Source organism: Streptosporangium sp. NPDC002721 (assembly GCF_042888905.1).
Taxonomy (GTDB): domain Bacteria; phylum Actinomycetota; class Actinomycetes; order Streptosporangiales; family Streptosporangiaceae; genus Streptosporangium.
This window is the reverse complement of record NZ_JBIAQI010000006.1, coordinates 262,649-280,795: the sequence shown is the minus strand read 5'-3', so window position 1 is coordinate 280,795 and position 18,147 is coordinate 262,649. Positions and strand designations below refer to the sequence as shown.

Annotated in this window: 17 protein-coding genes; 12 read left to right on the top strand and 5 right to left on the bottom strand. The window is 70.1% G+C overall.

Annotated features, from left to right (window positions below; genetic code table 11):
• The first annotated feature begins 547 nt into the window (after positions 1-547).
• From rhaS to ACFYWM_RS10445, 4 genes are all read left to right on the top strand, one after another.
• Entirely contained in the window at positions 548-1,636 is a 1,089-nt protein-coding gene (gene rhaS / locus ACFYWM_RS10460) for a rhamnose ABC transporter substrate-binding protein (protein WP_389911763.1), read from the top strand.
• A gap of 53 nt (positions 1,637-1,689) precedes the next feature.
• On the top strand, positions 1,690-2,007 hold the full coding sequence (locus ACFYWM_RS10455) for an L-rhamnose mutarotase (RefSeq protein ID WP_389911760.1): 318 nt from the start codon (positions 1,690-1,692) through the stop codon (positions 2,005-2,007).
• A 14-nt stretch (positions 2,008-2,021) separates the two neighbouring features.
• Positions 2,022-3,167, top strand: a complete 1,146-nt coding sequence (gene rhaI, locus ACFYWM_RS10450; protein WP_389911757.1) for an L-rhamnose isomerase — start codon at positions 2,022-2,024, stop codon at positions 3,165-3,167.
• A 67-nt stretch (positions 3,168-3,234) separates the two neighbouring features.
• Positions 3,235-4,662, top strand: a complete 1,428-nt coding sequence (locus ACFYWM_RS10445; protein ID WP_389911754.1) for an arabinose isomerase — start codon at positions 3,235-3,237, stop codon at positions 4,660-4,662.
• Positions 4,663-4,669: 7 nt separating this feature from the next.
• Here ACFYWM_RS10445 and ACFYWM_RS10440 read toward each other — a convergent pair whose 3' ends face one another.
• Entirely contained in the window at positions 4,670-5,218 is a 549-nt protein-coding gene (locus tag ACFYWM_RS10440; protein WP_389911751.1) for a cysteine hydrolase family protein, read from the bottom strand.
• 192 nt (positions 5,219-5,410) lie between these two features.
• Between ACFYWM_RS10440 and ACFYWM_RS10435 the strand changes: the two genes are divergently transcribed.
• Positions 5,411-6,346: a TetR family transcriptional regulator gene (locus ACFYWM_RS10435; protein WP_389911748.1), complete on the top strand. Its 936-nt coding sequence runs from the start codon at positions 5,411-5,413 to the stop codon at positions 6,344-6,346.
• A 16-nt stretch (positions 6,347-6,362) separates the two neighbouring features.
• Here ACFYWM_RS10435 and ACFYWM_RS10430 read toward each other — a convergent pair whose 3' ends face one another.
• The 3 genes from ACFYWM_RS10430 to ACFYWM_RS10420 form a co-directional block, all read right to left on the bottom strand.
• Entirely contained in the window at positions 6,363-6,989 is a 627-nt protein-coding gene (locus ACFYWM_RS10430) for a TetR/AcrR family transcriptional regulator (RefSeq protein WP_389911746.1), read from the bottom strand.
• Positions 6,990-7,045: 56 nt separating this feature from the next.
• Positions 7,046-7,573, bottom strand: a complete 528-nt coding sequence (locus ACFYWM_RS10425) for a VOC family protein (protein WP_389911743.1) — start codon at positions 7,571-7,573, stop codon at positions 7,046-7,048.
• Positions 7,574-8,018: 445 nt separating this feature from the next.
• A complete protein-coding gene (locus ACFYWM_RS10420; RefSeq protein ID WP_389911740.1) occupies positions 8,019-9,428 on the bottom strand; it encodes an RICIN domain-containing protein in 1,410 nt (469 codons plus the stop codon).
• 1,172 nt (positions 9,429-10,600) lie between these two features.
• On the opposite strand from ACFYWM_RS10420, the gene ACFYWM_RS10415 reads away from it, so the two are divergent.
• The 5 genes from ACFYWM_RS10415 to ACFYWM_RS10395 all read left to right on the top strand — a co-directional run bounded on the left by ACFYWM_RS10415 (position 10,601) and on the right by ACFYWM_RS10395 (position 15,150).
• Positions 10,601-10,960, top strand: a complete 360-nt coding sequence (locus ACFYWM_RS10415) for a PRC-barrel domain containing protein (RefSeq protein ID WP_389911737.1) — start codon at positions 10,601-10,603, stop codon at positions 10,958-10,960.
• A gap of 100 nt (positions 10,961-11,060) precedes the next feature.
• Entirely contained in the window at positions 11,061-12,281 is a 1,221-nt protein-coding gene (locus tag ACFYWM_RS10410; protein WP_389911733.1) for a Tm-1-like ATP-binding domain-containing protein, read from the top strand.
• Between the two features lie 5 nt (positions 12,282-12,286).
• Entirely contained in the window at positions 12,287-13,123 is an 837-nt protein-coding gene (locus ACFYWM_RS10405; RefSeq protein WP_389911730.1) for a phosphoenolpyruvate hydrolase family protein, read from the top strand.
• Between the two features lie 311 nt (positions 13,124-13,434).
• Complete coding sequence (locus ACFYWM_RS10400; RefSeq protein WP_389911727.1) at positions 13,435-14,562, top strand: hypothetical protein; 1,128 nt, start codon at positions 13,435-13,437, stop codon at positions 14,560-14,562.
• A 132-nt stretch (positions 14,563-14,694) separates the two neighbouring features.
• The gene (locus tag ACFYWM_RS10395) at positions 14,695-15,150 is read left to right on the top strand and encodes a GNAT family N-acetyltransferase (RefSeq protein WP_389911724.1); all 456 of its coding nucleotides are present in this window, start codon (positions 14,695-14,697) and stop codon (positions 15,148-15,150) included.
• Positions 15,151-15,392: 242 nt separating this feature from the next.
• On the opposite strand, the gene ACFYWM_RS10390 is transcribed toward ACFYWM_RS10395, so the two are convergent.
• Positions 15,393-15,698 (bottom strand): putative quinol monooxygenase, encoded by a 306-nt coding sequence (locus ACFYWM_RS10390; RefSeq protein ID WP_389911721.1) that lies wholly within the window; start codon positions 15,696-15,698, stop codon positions 15,393-15,395.
• 158 nt (positions 15,699-15,856) lie between these two features.
• On the opposite strand from ACFYWM_RS10390, the gene ACFYWM_RS10385 reads away from it, so the two are divergent.
• A complete protein-coding gene (locus ACFYWM_RS10385; RefSeq protein WP_389911718.1) occupies positions 15,857-16,759 on the top strand; it encodes an AraC family transcriptional regulator N-terminal domain-containing protein in 903 nt (300 codons plus the stop codon).
• A gap of 90 nt (positions 16,760-16,849) precedes the next feature.
• Positions 16,850-18,145, top strand: coding sequence for a pyridoxal phosphate-dependent aminotransferase (locus tag ACFYWM_RS10380; protein WP_389911714.1), 1,296 nt, complete (start codon positions 16,850-16,852; stop codon positions 18,143-18,145).
• Positions 18,146-18,147 lie beyond the last annotated feature (2 nt).

Genomic DNA, 18,147 nt, shown 5'->3' with positions numbered 1-18,147 from the left:
CCGTCGTCCCGCTGTCCTGTCGTGCTGTCCCGTCACGCGCGGGCCGCCGTCGTCCCTCGCCGACCGCGTCCGTCCGTCACGGGGCAGCGGCCGATGGACCGGCAGGCGGACAGGCGCGGGCGGACGAGGACGGGCGGGGGAACGGGCGGTGGGCGGGTCGGTCGGGTCAGTTGGGCCAGGCGGGTCGGCGATCTTCCGGCTTCCGGTCGGCGGGCTTCGGCCTTGGGCGGCGGTCTCCTCGCCCCCGGTTCCTGAGCGGTCGCGGGAGCCCGTCGCGAACGGGGAGTTCCGGGCCGTAACAGGCCCAACCAGGTGCCGAGATGGTTAAAACGTGGCAACGGATGGCGGCCCGGCCGCCGGGCCGTGGACCCGGCGGGTTTTCCCCGGGGAGCCGGGCCGCCCGAGGTGGAGGTCGTGTAACGCTAAGGAAACGGCACGTTCATGTGCCATTGACACCTGACGAAGCTTGGTTCTACTGTCCAGCTCAACCGGTTAAATCGTTTTTTCGTAGGAGTCCGACCGCCCCCCACTTCCTGAGGAAGCGCTTATGTTCACTGTTTCGCGAAGGTCCGTTCCCGCCGCGATGGTGGCCGGTCTGCTGTCGATCGCGCTCGCGGCCTGCGGTGGCGGCACCACCAAGGACTCGGCGAGTTCCGCCGCCCCGGCGGCCCCCGCGTCTTCCGCCCCGGCGAAGGCCGATCCGAACGCACCGATCAGGGAAGGGCTGAAGATCGCCTTCCTGCCGAAGCAGATCAACAACCCGTACGAGACGATCGTGGACAAGGCGGGCATCGAGGCGGCCGCGGAGTTCAAGGCCGAGGCCAAGGAGGTCGGCCCCTCCGACGCGTCCGCCTCCTCGCAGGTGTCGTACATCAACACGCTCACCCAGCAGGGGCACGACGCGATCCTGATCGCGGCCAACGACGCCAACGCGGTGTGCGGGCCGCTGCAGCAGGCGCGGGCGAAGGGGACGAAGATCGTCTCCTACGACTCCGACGCCTCCAAGGAGTGCCGCGACCTGTTCATCAACCAGGCCAACTCCGAGGAGATCGGCCGCAGCCAGGTGAAGCTGCTGTCGGACATGATCGGCGCCAAGGGCGAGATCGCGATCCTGTCGGCGACGGCGAACGCGACCAACCAGAACACCTGGATCGAGTTCATGAAGGACGAGCTCGGCAAGCCCGAGTACAAGGACATGAAGCTGGTCAAGGTCGCCTACGGCGACGACGACGACCAGAAGTCCTTCCAGGAGACCCAGGGCCTGCTGCAGGCGTACCCGGACCTGAAGGGGATCATCTCGCCGACCACGGTGGGCATCTCGGCGGCGGCGCGCTACATCTCCGGTTCCAAGTACAAGGGCGAGGTCGTCCTGACCGGGCTGGGCACCCCCAACCAGATGCGCCAGTTCATCAAGGACAAGACGGTCGAGAAGTTCGCGCTGTGGAACCCCAAGGACCTGGGCTACCTGGCCTCGTACGCGGCGGCGGCGCTGGCCTCCGGGCAGATCACCGGCGCCGAGGGCGAGGTCCTGAAGGCCGGCAAGCTCGGCGAGCGGACGATCGGCAAGGACGGGGAGATCATCCTCGGCCCGCCGTTCACCTTCGACGCCTCCAACATCGACCAGTTCGACTTCTGACGCCCCCGGCGCGGCCCGCGCACCCGCGGGCCGCGCCCAAGAAAGGCCATCTCGTGCAGCGTGTCTGCTTTCTGCTGAAGGTACGGCCGGAGCGCCTGGCGGAGTACCGCGAGCGCCACCGCGCCGTGTGGCCGGAAATGCTCGACGCCCTGAGTGCCACCGGCTGGCGCAACTACTCGCTCTTCCTGCGCGAGGACGGGCTGCTCGTCGGCTACCTGGAGACCGAGGACTTCGAGGCCGCCCGCGAGGCCATGGCCGCGACCGAGGTCAACGCCCGGTGGCAGGCCGAGATGGCGCCGTTCTTCGAGAGTCTCGACGGCCGCCCCGACGAGGGCATGGTCTCGCTCGAAGAAGTCTTCCACCTCAACTGATCGGGGACCGATTCATGATCAAGGATTCGCTGCGGGGGCAGGTCATCGAGACCCCGTCGTGGGCGTACGGCAACTCGGGCACGCGCTTCAAGGTGTTCGCGCAGCGGGGGGTGCCGAGGGACCCGTTCGAGAAGCTGGCCGACGCCGCCCAGGTGCACGCGTTCACCGGGGTCGCGCCGCAGGTGGCGCTGCACATCCCGTGGGACCGGGTCGACGACTACGCCGCGCTGGCCGCGCACGCGTCGGAGCTGGGGGTGCGGATCGGGGCGATCAACTCCAACGTCTTCCAGGACGACGACTACATGCTGGGCAGCGTGACCCACCCGGACGCGCGGGTGCGGGCCAAGGCCCTGGCGCACCTGCTCGACTGCGTGGACATCATGGACGCCACCGGTTCCGACACGCTGAAGCTGTGGTTCTCCGACGGCATCAACTACCCCGGCCAGGACGACATCCGCGCCCGCCAGGACCGGCTCGCCGAGGCGCTGGGCCGGGTGTACGAGCGGCTGGGCGAGAACCAGCGCTTCCTGCTGGAGTACAAGCTGTTCGAGCCCGCGTTCTACGCCACCGACGTGCCCGACTGGGGGACGGCGTACGCGCACTGCCTGAAGCTGGGCCCCAAGGCGCAGGTGGTGGTCGACACCGGCCACCACGCGCCGGGCACCAACATCGAGTTCATCGTGGCGTTCCTGCTGCGTGAGGGCAAGCTGGGCGGCTTCGACTTCAACTCCCGCTTCTACGCCGACGACGACCTGATGGCGGGGGCGGCCGACCCGTTCCAGCTGTTCCGCATCATGGTCGAGGTGATCGGCGGGGGCGGGTTCACCGAGGACGTGGCGTTCATGCTGGACCAGTGCCACAACATCGAGCCGAAGATCGCCGGACAGATCCGGTCGGTGATGAACGTGCAGGAGGCCACGGCCAAGGCGCTGCTGGTCGACCGCGAGGCGCTCGCCGCCGCCCAGTCGGCCGGGGACGTGCTCGGGGCCAACGCGGTCGTTATGGACGCCTACAACACCGACGTGCGGCCCCTGCTGGCCGAGGTGCGCACCGACCTGGGACTGGACCCCGACCCGATGGCGGCGTACGCCAGGTCGGGCTACTTCGAGAAGATCGCCGCCGACCGGGTCGGCGGCGCCCAGGCGGGCTGGGGCGCCTGATGCCCGCGGCGCCCGGCACCCGCGAGCTCGGCGCCCGCGCGCCAGGGCCGTGCGAGAGGAGAACGACATGACCGCCGCGCTTGACCGGGGGACCGCCCCGCGCACGAGGGTGGGACTCGTGGCCGGGGGGCTGGGAGCCTACTGGCCGCAGTTCCCCGACCTGCTGCCGCAGCTGCGGCGCTCGTCGGAGCGCGTCGCCGAGCGGATGCGGGAGCTGGGCTGCGACGTCGTCGACGTGGGGTTCGTCTCCGACGCCCAGGAGGGCGCGGTCGCGGCGGAGCGGCTGCGCGAGGCCGGTTGCGACGTCATCGTCGGCTTCCTCACCACGTACATGACCGCGACCATGCTGCTGCCGGTGGCGCAGCGCAGCGGGGCGCCGGTGCTGCTGATCAACCTGCAGCCGACCGAGTCGATGGACCACGAGAGCTTCGACACCGGCCAGTGGCTCGCCTACTGCGGCGCCTGCCCGCTGCCGGAGATGGCCAACACCTTCCTGCGGGCCGGTATCCCCTTCCGGTCGGTGTCGGGCTACCTGGAGGACGAGCGGGCCTGGGCCAGGATCGGCCGGTGGGTGCGGGCGGCCGGGGTACGCGCGGCGCTGCGCCGGGGCAGGCACGGCCTGATGGGCCACCTGTACCCGGGAATGCTGGACGTGGCCACCGACCTGACCCTGGTGCCGGTGAACCTGGGCGGGCACGTGGAGGTACTGGAGTTCGACGACCTGCGCGTACGCGTGGAGAAGGTCACCGACGCGCAGGTCAGGGAGCGCGTCGAGCTGGCGCGGGAGGTCTTCGAGCTGGACGAGTCGGTCAAGGACGACGACTTCGCCTGGGCGGCGCGGGTGTCGGTCGGCCTGGACCGGCTGGTGGACGACTTCGCCCTCGACAGCGTGGCCTACTACCACCGGGGCCTGGAGGGGGAGATCCACGAGCGGCTGGGCGCCGGGATGATCCTGGGGTCGTCCCTGCTGACCGCCCGGGGCGTCCCCACGGTGGGCGAGTACGAGCTGCGCACCTCGCTGGCCATGCTGGTCATGGACCGGCTGGGCGCGGGCGGGTCGTTCACCGAGCTGCAGGCGCTCGACTTCACGCGCGGTCACGTGGAGATGGGGCACGACGGCCCGGCCCACCTGGCGATCAGCGCGCGGCGCCCGCTGCTGCGCGGGCTGGGCGTCTACCACGGCAAGCGCGGCTGGGGCGTGTCGGTGGAGTTCGACGTGGCGCACGGCCCGGTGACCCTGCTGGGCCTGCTGCAGCGGCGCGACGGGACGTTCGCGTTCGTGGTCTCCGAGGGGACCACGGTGGAGGGGCCGCTGCTGCGGATCGGCAACACCACCTCGCGGGTGGACTTCGGGTGCGACCCGGGGGAGTGGACCGACGCGTGGAGCGCGACCGGGATCTCCCACCACTGGGCCCTGGGCACCGGCCACCGGATCGCCGACCTGCGCGCGGTCGCCGACCTGATCGGAGTCGACGTCATCGAGGTGCGGCCGTAGGACGCGGTCAGCGGGCCGCCACCCAGTCGGCCACGGTCGTGACCTCCGCCTGCTGGGGGAACACCTTCTCCGTGAGGACCCGGTGCACCTCCGGGTCGGCGTCGAGGCACCCGTCGGCCAGGACGGTGAGGCCGAAGTCCAGGTCGGCCGCCTGGCGCAGGGTGGACAGCACGACGCCGCTCGTGGCGATGCCGGTGAGGACGAGGTGGTCGATGTCACCGGCCCGCAGCACCACGTCGAGGTCGCTGCCGGAGAAGGCGCTGACGCGGCGCTTGGTGACGACGATGTCGCCGGGTTCCGGCGCCACGTCCGGATGGATCCGGGTGGCCTCGTCGTCGCTCGCCCTCGCGGCGCGCGCGAGCGGGCCGAACATCCTGTTGCGGGCGCTGACCTCCGGGTATCCGGGGCGGAACCCGACGACCACGTGGATCACCGGAAGGCCACCCGTCCGGGCGCCGCCGATCGCCTCGCGCAGGCGCGGCAGGTAGGCGGGATCGGGGTAGCGGTCGACGACGACGCGCTGGACATCCATGACGAGGAGGGCGTGCTTGGCCACCGTCATCCTTCCGTACCGCTCTGTACGGTCTCGCACCGCGGAGATAAGTCATCACTTGATTACTTGGTAACGTAACCGTGTTCCAGGGGTATGTCAACGAGTGATTACTTAACCCCGGTGTCCCGTCGTCCGAGCCGTACGGCGACGGCATGCCAGGGTTTCGTGCGGGACGACGTGCGGAGGAGGTCGCCGGTGGCGACGAGAAAGACCGGCGGGCCCGTGGGCGGCGACGCCGACCCGCCCGCCGCCGGACGTCCTGCGGGTGTGGGCCCCGCGACGCCCTCGGGAGACGTCGGCCTGCCCGCCGCCGGACATCGAGTCGGATCCCGGCCGGACGCGGGTCCCGCGACGTCTCCGGGTGACGCGACCCCGCCCACCTCCGGACGGCCCGCCGGGGGGCCCCGGCGGAGGGACGCGGCGGCGACCCGTCAGGCGCTCCTGGAGGCCGCCCACGACCGGTTCACCCGTCTCGGGTACGACCGCACGACGCTCCGGGACGTCGCCGCGGACGTCGGGGTCAACCTCGCCCTCATCAAGCGGTACTTCTCCTCGAAGGAAGGGCTGTTCAAGGCGGCGCTGGCGTCCGGACCCCGGTTCCCGGGCGGCGCCACCGGGTTCCCCGGGGACCGGGCGGCCCTCGCCGAGGCCCTCAGCCGCCAGCTGTCGGCCGACGCCTGGCCGGAGTTCGGCGAGCACCCGGTGATGATGCTGTTGCGGGTCTCCGGCGACGAGCGGGTGGACAGCCTGCGCAGGCAGGCCCTGCAGGACTTCAGCCGTCAGGTGCTCGAAGCCTCGGGCACTTCGAATACCTCGGGCACTTCGAATACCTCGGGCACTTCGAATACCTCAGGCACTTCGAATACCTCAGGAACCTCTGGCATTTCAGGCAGCTCGGATATATCAGTCAGTTCGGACGCTTCGGGCGTGCGGCCGGAGCGGGACGACGATGACGAGCGCCTGCTGAGGGCGCAACTCGTGGTCGCGCTCGGCGTGGGCGTCGCCGTCCTGCGATCGGCCGTCGGGCTGCGTCCCCTGAGCGACGCGACACCCGACGATCTGGCCGGCCCGCTTCGCGACGTCGTCGACGTCCTGCTCGCGCCCCCGCCCCCGGTCCCGCCCTCGTCCTGACCGCTTCCGGCGCCGATCAGTCCCGAGCGCGCTCCGCCGAGGGGGCGCGCAGCGGGTCGAGGCGGCGGATCAGCTCGATCGCCGCCTCGATGATCCGCTCCGCCTCCTCCTCGCTGTCGCAGGTCGCCACCTCGCGGCCCGCCTCGCCGATGACCGACGTCAGGACGGCGACCGTCAGGCGGTCGAGGGAGGTGTCGCCCGCGCCGAGCAGGACACCGTTCTGCCGTACCCACTCGCGGCCGCGCGTGCGGCGCATCAGCTCGAACCCCGGGGGCCCGCCCCCGTCCATGAACAGCCGGGCCAGGTCCCGCCGCTCCCACGACCCCTCAAGGAAGGCGCGGGCGCCCACGACGAACAGCTCCAGCGGGTCGCGGGTGCCCGACTGGCGGGCCTTCGCCACCGCGGAGGCCGCGTTCTCCTCGTGCTCGGCCTGATGCTTCTCCCACAGCGCGAGGAACAGCTCGGTCTTGCCGCCGAAGTGGTGGTAGAGGCTGCCGATGCTCAGGCCCGCCCGCTCGACGACGTCGGCCACCCCGGCGTCGGCGAAACCGTGCTCGGTGAAGACCTCCCTGGCGGCGCCGAGCATGCTCGTACGGGTCTGCGCCGTGCGGCTCCACTCCCAGGCGCCTGGCTTGCGTGTCATCCGCCCCTCCCGCTGAAAGCCTCAGGAACCCCGTCCCGCCCGATGACGTGTCGTGGTCAGGCGGGGCTGGGAGTCCCGTTGCCCCGGAACCCGCGTCCGGCCAGCACGTCGTCGAGGGAGGGGACGGCCACGGAGTCGCGCGGGCCGGGCCGCGCGAGCTGGATCAGCACGCCGTGGGCCTCCTTGGGGTGCAGGAACACCTCGCGCCACCTCGGGTCGCCCAGGTTGAGTCCGTGCAGGCGGTAGCCGCGGTCGGTGAGCAGGGAGACCGCGAGGTCGATGTCGGCCACGTGGAAGTTGAGGTGGTGCACGCCGCCCCGGCCGCGCGTCAGTTCGAAGAAGCTGTCGAAGAAGGTGGAGCCCTCGAGCGGCTCCATCAGCTCGATCTTGCTGCCACCCGGGTAGGTGAGCTGCAGGGCCCGGTAGCCGCCGAGCTGGTTGTCGCCGCCGCTGCGGAAGGTCCCGCCCAGCAGGTCGTGGTAGATCGGCAGGAGGTCCCTGATCCGCGGTGCCGCGACGGCGGTGTGGTCGAAGACGGCCCCGAGTTCCCGCAGGTCCCGGAGTTCCGGTGAGACGTCGTGCACGCAGGCTCCTCGCGGTCGGGGCCGGGAGATCGGCCAATCCTAGAATTGCATTCTAGTGGCCTCACCCGTATCGCGCCTCCCGGGCGGGGCGCCCGGTCCGCCTCCGTACGGTGACCTGACGGTGACCTGCCCACGCGGGTGGCACACCGGACGGAACGAGGCCGGCCCGGAGCGCAGGGGACGTTGAGAAGATCGCTTCCGAGGAGACAGTGACCGTTTCCCGCACGCGCGTCCGACCGCACGCGCGTCCGAGCCCTGCTCCGGTGTGAATCGTCGACGAGCCGCTCACGCTCAACCGGCTTGGGACTCAGGTCCCGCCGCGCGGACGCACCACCGAAGCGGCACCACGACGATCCGGCTTCCCCGGCACCGAGCACGCGGCACGAGATCGGCACCGGGGCGTGAGGGCTTGTACCGCGGATCCGCGGTCAGGCCGGGACGACCGTCAGACGGCCGTGCGCGACCACTGCTGGTTGGTGCCGGTGTTGCACGGATACTGCTTGAGGATCGCGCCGTCCGCGGTCGACGCCGACGGCACGTCCACGCATTTGCCGCTGTGTCGTGCCCGGAGCTGGAAGTAGCTTCCGCCGGCGACCATCTGGAACTGCTGGTTGTTGCCGGTGCCGCAGGTGTACTGGATGAGCTCGGCACCGTCGGCGGTCGAAGCGCTTGCCACGTCGAGGCACTTTCCGCTGTGGCGGCTGAAGATGCGCCAGTAGCCGCCGCCGGCGTCCTGGAACCGCCACTGCTGCCACGCGTTGCCGCCATAGGTGTACTGGCCGACGCGCGCACCGTTGTCGGTGTTCGGTTGCTGGACGTCCATGGCCTTGCCGCTGTGGCGCGCGTTGATCCTGTACGTCGGCGGAGGGGTGGAGTCGCCGACGGCGTCGCCCCAGGCGTACCGGACCCGGTTGGCGCCGTGGCCGTTGCGGGTGGACAGGTTGAGGGTGGTGCCGCTGCCGCCGAGAGCGAACATCGAGTAGTGGTCGTAGCCGAGGCCCGCGGTTATCTTGCCGCCGAGGGCGGGCCAGTAGGTGCCGCCCATCCGGTTGTCCCGCATGACCTGGGCCATGGCGCGGAGGTGACGCACGAAGTTGTCGGTGCTGTTCGGGTCGCCGTAGTCGAGGCCGGTGGCCATCGGCGCGCCGAACTCGGTCGCGACCGCGCGGGAGGCGCAGTTGCCCAGACGCGTCTGGATGTGGCTTCGGAATTCGTCGTAGGTCATCGCGCTGTAGAAGAAGGCGTAGTGGTGGAAGGACAGCAGCGTCGCGTTGAAGCGGCTGTCGTTGCAGATGTCCCGCAGGTCCTGGCTGTAGCCGGTGCCGCCGATGAGCACCCGGCCGGGCACCGCCGAGGTGTGGTAGCCGAGCCAGTTCGCCGCGACGTTGCGCCACTCGGCCGACGAGTAGCCGTGCGGCTCGTTCATCGGCTCGAAGTAGACGTTGCCGTTCGAGCCGTAGGTGTTGGTCACGGTGGACCACATCGTGTTCCAGGCGGCGATGTTCGTGATCCTGCCGCCGGAGGCGGCGCCGTCCTCCCAGTAGGCCAGGATGACCTTGAATCCACGCTCGGCGGCGGCGTCGATGGCGCCGCGGTAGGCGTTCCACCAGGTCGTGTTGGCCACGGTGTGAGTGTTGATGGGCAGCCGGACGGTGTTGACTCCCATGAGGTAGTCCATGCTGTCGTAGATCGAGTTGGCCTTGGCGCGAACCGTCGCGTTGCTGTCGGACTGGCTCAGGCCCTGCACGACGAGCGTGCCGGTGCTGAAGTTGTCACCCAGCACGGCCCAGTTCATGCCCCGGAACTGGTTGGTGTCGGCATCGGCCGGCGGTGCGGAGACGACGAGGCTTGTCACCGCGGTGAGCGCGGTCGCCACAAGGGTGACCAGTAATCGGCGTAACGGCCGCGTTCTCCGTGTGCTCCGCGATGGTCCTGACGAGTGACCGTCAGGCGCCGTGATCAGTGCCATGAGATGTCCAATCACTAGATCTGGATTCCTGGGTCGGGCCCTCCGGCTGACGGCGCCGCGGCGATGCGGACGACGCCGCCCGGCACGGCCGCCGGCTACGTGACGGCGGCGACGATCTCTTGACACGGGGACACCGCGGGCGTCCTTTCCGGGAGTCGGCGAGGAGTCGGCGAGGAGTCGGTGAGGAGACGGCGAGGGGCGACGTCACAACCGCGCACCCACGTCGAGACCTCAGGGGCGATGAGGCGCGCCGACGAACGCACGAGGAGTTGTTAGCGCTAACATTCATGCGCAAAACTTCGTCCCTGTGAGCTTGGCGATGGGGCGATTGTTTCCCGACGAAGGGCCGACGATCGGGTCACATTAACGTTTCTATTGCATTTCCGAGAAGTGTCAAGGTTCGCAGGCGGGATGTCAACATCCCGCTACGGGAAATCCATCTCCACGCGGCCGGCACCCTGCGGCGGCGGCGATGGCGTGCGGTGCCGAGTCCGGGCCGCGGACGGTCATATCGCCTGTTCAGGCGTATCCGATGCTCGGCGGTCGACGGCCCGGGTCATCACGCCGGCCTTCGGGCCACGGGCCGGAAGACCCGGCGCGGTCGATGAAAGCGGGTGTCGACCGCATTCATGCGAACGCGCACACCGGTGTGACGTCGATCCGGCCCACCGCCCTGTCGCGGCCGCGGGCCGCGCTTCGTGTATTGAGAACCGCATTGTTGGCGCGTTCCAATAATCACGCCTAATCACGCCTGATCACGCCTGATCACGCCTAATCACGCCTGATCACGCCTGATCACGCCTGATCACGCCTGATTACGCCGACACGATCGCGGCAGCGGTGCCGCCCCTGTCCTCGTACCGGCGAGTCGCGGTGCAGACCCGGTGGACGAGGGGATCCCCGTTCGCCCGTCCGGCGCGAACGAGGATCCTCCGGGTGTCTTTTCGCCCGCGGCACGGCCCGCCTCCTGGCGGAAAACGGCCATCCGATGCACCGTTTACCTCGGCCGCCACGGGTAGGCGGGGGGTCACACACATCGTGATGAGGAGAGCCCGCACATGACGAGTGAAGGACTGTGGAGCTATCGCGAGGGCGTTTACGGTCCCGACGAGACGATGAGTGTCATCGGCTTCGACGTCGAGGCCGTCGACGGCAAGGTCGGCCTGGTGGAGGAGGAGAGCAACGTGACCGACGACAGCTACGTCGTGGCCGACATCGGCTCCTGGCTCTCCGGCAAGAAGGTCGTGCTCCCGGCCAGCACGGTGGCCAGGATCGACCGGGACGAGCGCAAGATGTACATCTCGCGGACCAAGCAGGAGATCAAGGACGCCCCGGAGTACGACCCGGCGACGTACCGGCAGAGCGTCTACCGCCAGGAGCTGGGCGGCTACTACGACACCTTCTCCGCCGCCCTCTGACCGCTACGGCGACGAGGCGGCGCGGCGGCGCGGCACGGACACGACGACGGACAAGAGACAACGGCGAGAAGGTCTGCGAACAGAGAGGCGTGGGGGCGAGATGCCGACGATAGGCCTGGTGGGAACGCTGGACACCAAGGGGTGGGAGTACGCCTGGCTCCATGATCGGCTGCTCGCCCTCGACTGCGACGTCGTCCTCGTCGACGCGGGTATCGGCGAGGCGCGGGTGCCCGCGGACGTCGCCAACGACCGGGTCGCGCTGGCGGCCGGGGCCGACGTCGCGGCGCTGCGCGCGGCCGGCGACCGGGGGGCGGCCGTCACGGCGATGGGCGAGGGCGCCGCCGCCGTCCTCGCCGAGCTGTACGCCCAGGGCCGTCTCGACGGCGTGCTCGCGGTGGGCGGCAGCGGCGGGTCCTCGATCGCGGCGCGGGCCGTCAGGGACCTGCCGATCGGCCTGCCCAAGCTCATCGTCTCGACCATGGCCTCCGGCGACGTGTCCCCCTACGTGGGGACCAAGGACGTCACGCTGATGTACAGCGTCGTCGACCTCGCCGGGATCAACCGCGTCTCCGCGCGCGTCCTCGGCAACGCCGCGGCGGCGATGGCCGGCATGGTGAGCATCCCGTCCCCGGTCGTCGAGGACGGCCGCCCGCTCGTGGCCGCGTCGATGTTCGGTGCGACCACCCCGGCGGTCGACGCCGCCAGGGAGCGGCTGGACGAGCTCGGCTACGAGGTGCTGGTCTTCCACGCCACCGGGTCCGGAGGGCGGGCCCTGGAGTCGCTGGCCCAGAGCGGCCTGATCTCCGGCGTGCTCGACCTCACCACCACCGAACTCGCCGACGACCTCGTCGGCGGCGTCCTGTCGGCCGGTCCCGACCGGCTGACCGCGGCCGGAGCGCGCGGCGTGCCCCAGGTGGTCGCCCCCGGCGCGCTGGACATGGTCAACTTCGGTCCTCGCGACACCGTCCCCGAGTCCTTCGGCGACCGCCTGCTGTACGTCCACAACCCGACCGTGACCCTGATGCGCACCACGGCCGAGGAGATGGGCGAGCTCGGCCGCCGGATGGCCGCCAAGCTGGGCGCGGCCACCGGCCCGACCGTGCTGTTCGTCCCGCGCGGCGGCGTCTCCGCCCTCGACGCCGAGGGGGCGCCCTTCCACGACCCCAAGGCCGACGCGTCCTGCTTCGAGGCCCTCACCGAGGGGCTGCGAGGCTCGGCCGTCGAGGTCGAGGACCTGGACCTGCACGTCAACGACCCCGCCTTCGGCCGCGCCATGGCCGACCGGCTGCACCTGATGATCGCCGCGAGGGCCGCAGTGTGAGCGGTGTGACCCGTGAGGACGTCCTCGCCAGGTTGCGCCGTACCGTCGCCGAGGACCGGCCGATCGTCGGCGCGGGCGCCGGCACCGGGCTGTCCGCCAAGTGCGCCGAGGAGGGCGGCGTCGACCTGATCATCATCTACAACTCCGGCCGCTACCGGATGGCGGGCCGGGGCTCGCTCGCCGGGCTGCTGCCGTACGGTGACGCGAACCAGATCGTCGTGGAGATGGCAGCGGAGGTGCTCCCCGTCGTCAGGGACACCCCGGTGCTCGCCGGGGTGTGCGGCACCGACCCGTTCCGGCTGATGCCCAGGTTCCTCGACCAGCTCGCGGCGATGGGCTTCGCCGGGGTGCAGAACTTCCCGACCGTCGGCCTGTACGACGGGGTCTTCCGGCAGAACCTGGAGGAGACCGGGATGGGCTACGACCTGGAGGTCGAGATGATCAGGCTGGCGCGCGAGCGCGACCTGGTCACCGCCCCCTACGTCTTCGACCCGGACCAGGCACGGGCGATGGCCGAGGCGGGCGCCGACGTCCTCGTCCCGCACGTCGGCCTCACCACCAAGGGCGGCATCGGCGCCGGCACAGCGCTCTCCCTGGACGAGGCGGTCGAACGGGTCCAGGCGATGCGCGACGCCGCCGTGGCCGTGCGGCCCGACATCCTCGTCCTCTGCCACGGCGGCCCCATCGCCGAACCGGAGGACGCCGCCCACGTGCTGGCCCGCACCGAGGGCGTGGTCGGCTTCTTCGGCGCGTCGTCGGTCGAACGCCTGCCGACGGAACGCGCCATCACCGGCCAGGTGCGCGCCTTCAAGTCACTGACGTTCCAGCCGCGTACCCGATAAGCCGCGCGGCCCGCCGAGCCCCGATGTCCAGCGATGGACGGAGGGGCTTCGACGTGCCTGTACGCGACAAAAGGGCACGTCACCAGCGCGCTCGGTCGTGACTCCGGGAATCGAGCCGTTCGGGGTCGGGCCCCGTCTTAACGGTCTGTGAATTTCCCTAGTCCGTTCCGATTACCTTGCCCAGGTGGTGGCCGCGCACAAAGGGAACGTGACGCCAGGTGAGCGCTGACGCCGACCGACGCCGGGACTGAGGCGCGGGCCAGGGAACTTCGAACGTGAGCGGCACGGCTCGGCAGCTGACTGGAGGTCGCGTGGAACATCAGAACACCGGCGGTAAGGGCGTCACGAAGGATCCCGAACGCCCTGGCGGAGGGGCCGCGACCGTGACGCCGATCGCCGCCGACCCCACGTTCACGTCGCGCCGTCGCACCGCCGACCGTGTGTTCCAGGTGACGTTCGCCTACACGGTCGTTCTGACGATCCTGTGGCTCGCCATGCTGCTGAGCGGGGGTGGAGGCACCGGGTTCTTCAGGCGGGACCAGTACGAGGTCAACGCGGAAGTGGTGTCCCGCATCGTCTTCTCGTTCCTGTTCTTCACCGTCCTCTGGGGGTGGATCTGGTACGGCGTGAAGATCTGGCTCCTGCGTTCGTTCGTCGGCATGACGAAGGAGGACAGGCGGCTCAGCTTCACGTCCCGCATGCAGGAGCCGTACGACCTCGATTCGCTCCTCGCCCGTTACTCGGAACGCCGCATACGGATCGCCGACATGATCGGCCGGCGGGGACGCACCGCCCTGATCGCCGCCACCGGCTTCGCGTTCGTCTACATGGGGATGCTGCTGGATCCCGGCGGGAACCCGGCCCAGCCCATGGAAGACCACCTGTTCGACGCGATGATCTTCAGCTGGGTCTCCCTCGCGCTCTACTACTCGAACGGGTTCCTGGCCCGGGTGCACTACGGGGCCCAGGCGCGCATCATGGACGGCGTCCTCTCCCGCGCCAACCTGCTCCTGGTCAGCCTGCTGTGGAGCCTGTTCAAGTTCATCATGCTTCCCATCGGCACCCAGCTGGGAGCGGTGTTCCCGGAGGACGTCTTCCCGGTCCTCTTCATCCTCATCTGGGGGTCCTACATCGTCAGCGACTCGATGGCGGAGATCGTCGGGTCCATGTTCGGCAAGCAGAAGCTCCGGGTGTGGGGCGTGGGCGAGGTCAACCGCAAGTCGGTGGCGGGTACGTGGGCCACCTTCGTCAGCGCGCTCCTGTTCTCCGGCGGCGTCGTGCTGGCCCACGGCCTCGCCGGGCCCTGGCTGCTCCTGGCGCTCGCCCTCGCCGTGTCCAACACCGTCCTCGAACTCTTCTCGCCGCGAGGCACCGACGACTTCACCATGGCGACCGGGAACGCCCTCATCTGCTGGGGCTTCGGGCTGTGGGTCCTCTGAGCGCCACCTGTCGTACGGGGACCCGCCTCCGGAGCCGGCCGTTCCACCGATAATCCGGTGACTTCGGTGTCGATGAGCGTGATCATGGGACGTGGCACCCGTGGGATCGAGGCCCCGAGGAAAGGCGAGCAGATGAAGATCGTCGTGGACGACCTCTCCGGTCCGGAGATCGCGGAGTTTCTCGACGAGCATGTCCGGGAGATGCGATCCGTCACGCCCCTGAAGAGCAAGCACGCCCTCGACCTGGACGGGCTCCGCAAGCCCGAGATCACGTTCTGGTCGGTCCTGGACGGTGACCGCCTGGTGGGCTGCGGTGCGATCAAGAGGCTGGACGCGGGCCACGCCGAGGTGAAGTCGATGCGCACCGCGCCGGAGCGCAAGCGGAGCGGGGCCGCGTCCCTGCTGCTGGAACACATCATCACCGAGGCCAGGAGCATGGGATTCACCCGCCTGAGCCTGGAGACCGGCGCGGGCGAGTTCTTCCTGCCCGCCCGCAAGCTGTACGAGAAGTTCGGGTTCGACTACTGCGAGCCGTTCGCGGACTACCGGTTCGACCCGTACAGCGTGTTCATGACGAGGGCGCTCTGACAGATCCCGATCCACGGGTCCCGGTGGGGCCGGGGAGCTTCGGCGAAGACCCGGAACGCGAGACCGGGCGACCGGCGCGCGGTCCGGACCCGGTGCGCGGTGGCCGAGAGGCGTACCCGAGGGTACAGCGCGTCGAAGCGGAATCGGCCGGGGCCGGCCGGGGCACACCGGGGCACACCGGGGTTGGCCGGGGCGGGCGGCGGCGGTTGGAGCACGCCGGGGTGGTCGGGGGCGGTCGAGGTTCAGAAGGCGGCCTTGCCGCCGACCGGGACCTCGTCGGTGTACCGGGACTCGCCGGCGAGCAGCGGCTGGAGCTTCGCGACCAGCGCCCGTGCCCCCTCGGTCGCGAAGAACCTGCCGTGGGCCTCCTCGCTGGTCCAGCCCTCGGTGACGGAGACGACGTCCGGGTCGCCGGCCGAGCGGCTGACCAGGAAGACGACGCAGTCGTCGTTCGACAGGGAGGGCGCGTCCAGCAGGAACGCGACCAGCTCGTCACCCTTGCCGGGCCGCGCGGTCATGGTGGCGTGGAAACCGTGGTCGACGGTCATGGGGGCATCTCCTCATTCGTGGAGCACTCTCGCACTCCAGGGATTTCGATGAACCAATGAAATCATCACCACCAGCGGAAACGTTAGAAGGATGCTCCTGGCATCTTGCCTGATCCTCTCGTTGTGAGGAGCATCGGATCTGTGCTTGACTCGGAGGCATGGACCTCGACGAGCTGCGCGACCTGATCGCGCGCCACGCCCGGCCCGACATGACCACCGCCATCGACGGCGTCCTGGTCTCGAAGACCGAGCGGCCCTCGCCGCCGTCGCCGGAGATGTCGGGCACGGTGCTGGCGCTCATCGCGCAGGGCGCGAAACGGATCGCGCTGGGCGACCGGGTGTACGAGTACCGCGCCGGGCAGTATCTCGTCGCCTCGGTCGACATGCCGATCACCGGCCACTTCACCGAGGCGAGCCCCGATCGGCCGGCCATGGGCTTCGGCCTGGTCCTGCACCCGGCCACCGTCGCCGAGCTGTTGCTGCGGGCGGCCCCCGGCGACCTCCCGGCCGGTGGTGGCACGCCGTCCGGCATGGCCGTCAGCGACGCGCCCGGCGCGCTTGTCGACGCGGTGGTCCGGCTGTTGCGCCTGCTCGACCGGCCGCGCGACGTGGCGGTGCTCGCACCGCTGATCAAGCGGGAGATCCTCTGGCGGCTCGTCACCGGCGAGCAGGGCGCCGTCGTACGCCAGCTCGGGCTCGCCGACAGCAACCTCTCCCACATCGCCCGCGCGGTCCAGTGGATCCGCGACCACTACGCGCGGTCCTTCCGGGTGGAGGACGTGGCGCAGCTGTCCGGCATGAGCGTCTCCGCCTTCTACCGCAACTTCCAGGCGGTCACCGCGATGAGCCCCATCCAGTTCCAGAAGCAGATCCGGCTGCAGGAGGCCCGGCTCCTGCTCGCCACCCATCCCCGCGACGTCACCGGCGTCGGCCACCGCGTCGGCTACGACAGCCCGTCGCAGTTCAGCCGCGAGTACCGCCGCCAGTTCGGCGCGTCGCCGAGCGAGGACGCCGCCCGCCTGCGCGGACCGGCACCCGGCACCGTGCCGGCCCTGGCGTAGGAGCCGTCCGCGCGGGCCTCGCTGAACCTGTCCGTATCCAGGTGCGTAGCTGGGGGTGTCAGAGGCGCGCACGTCCGTCAGGAGGCCCAGTTGGCCGGTTCCACCGATCGCAGCCGAGCGCACACCGCCGCGCACAGCCCGTCGTACTTCTCACTCATGCGGGCCGCGCCGGAGCAGCCGGAGCAGGGGGAGGAGCTGGTCGACTTCTGCATCCCCTGCAACCCGTACTTCCCCACGCCCGAGGTCTTCGGCGTCCTGGAGCGCAACCTCGGCACGATCCTGAAGTTCTACCCCAGCGACGCCGACACGATCACCGCCGAGCTCTGCGGGGTGCTGGGGCTCAACCCGCAGACCGTCGTGATGGGGAACGGGTCGACGGAGCTGATCACCTGGATCGACCACCTGCTGGTCAGGGAGAGCCTCGCCGTCCCGATCCCCACCTTCGGCCGCTGGACCGACCAGCCGATGGAGACCGGCAAGCGCGTGGACATGTATCCGCTGCCGGAGAACCAGGGGTTCGCGCTGGACGTGGACTCCTACGTCAATTTCATCCGGCACCGCGGCTCCCGGGTGGCGGTCATCTGCAACCCGAACAACCCCGACGGGGGCTACCTGCGCCGCCACGAGGTCATCGCCCTGCTCGACAGGCTCGTCGACCTCGATCTGGTCGTGGTGGACGAGTCGTTCATCGACTTCGTCGACGCCGAGCCGTACCCGAGCGTCGCGAACGAGGCGGCCATCCGGCCCAACGTGGTCGTGCTGAAGAGCCTCGGCAAGAACTTCGGGCTGCACGGCATCCGCTTCGGCTACATGGTGGCCAACCCCGCGCTGGCGGCCAGGGTGCGGCGCGCCCTGCCCAAGTGGAACCTCAACTCCTTCGCCGAGACCGTGGTCTTCATGATCCGCCAGCACATGTCCGAATATCTGGACAGCCTCCGGCTGCTCGCCCTGGACCGCGAGTCGATGCGCTACCAGCTGACCCGGGTCCCGGGCCTCACCGTCTTCCCCTCCCAGGGCAACTTCCTGCTGGTACGGCTCCCCGGGGGCCGCGACGGCGCCGCCCTGCGGGACCAGTTGCTCGACGAGCACAACCTGTTCGTCCGCGAGTGCGGCAACAAGCTCGGTATGACCAGCCAGTTCATGCGCCTGGTGGTCCGGCCGGAGCGGGACGTGCGGCGCCTGATCAGCGGGCTGTACGCCGTCCTCTACGAGAGCGGGAGCAGGTCGCTGAGCTCCGTGCCCCCGCCCCTCCCGGCGCCGGCCCCGATCCCGACGCCCACGCCCCTGTACGACCCGCTGCCCGCGTCGCCCCTGCACGCACAGACGCCCCTGTACGAGGGCGACCGCCGCTTCGACCTGCTGTCGTCGCTGCCACCCTCCATCTGAGG

Coding starts and splice junctions, on each gene's coding strand:
- rhaS (WP_389911763.1), top strand. CDS start 548: ATGTTCACTGTTTCGCGAAGGTCCGTTCCCGCCGCGATGGTGGCCGGT.
- rhaI (WP_389911757.1), top strand. CDS start 2,022: ATGATCAAGGATTCGCTGCGGGGGCAGGTCATCGAGACCCCGTCGTGG.
- ACFYWM_RS10445 (WP_389911754.1), top strand. CDS start 3,235: ATGACCGCCGCGCTTGACCGGGGGACCGCCCCGCGCACGAGGGTGGGA.
- ACFYWM_RS10430 (WP_389911746.1), bottom strand. CDS start 6,989: ATGACACGCAAGCCAGGCGCCTGGGAGTGGAGCCGCACGGCGCAGACC.
- ACFYWM_RS10415 (WP_389911737.1), top strand. CDS start 10,601: ATGACGAGTGAAGGACTGTGGAGCTATCGCGAGGGCGTTTACGGTCCC.
- ACFYWM_RS10410 (WP_389911733.1), top strand. CDS start 11,061: ATGCCGACGATAGGCCTGGTGGGAACGCTGGACACCAAGGGGTGGGAG.
- ACFYWM_RS10395 (WP_389911724.1), top strand. CDS start 14,695: ATGAAGATCGTCGTGGACGACCTCTCCGGTCCGGAGATCGCGGAGTTT.
- ACFYWM_RS10390 (WP_389911721.1), bottom strand. CDS start 15,698: ATGACCGTCGACCACGGTTTCCACGCCACCATGACCGCGCGGCCCGGC.
- ACFYWM_RS10385 (WP_389911718.1), top strand. CDS start 15,857: ATGGACCTCGACGAGCTGCGCGACCTGATCGCGCGCCACGCCCGGCCC.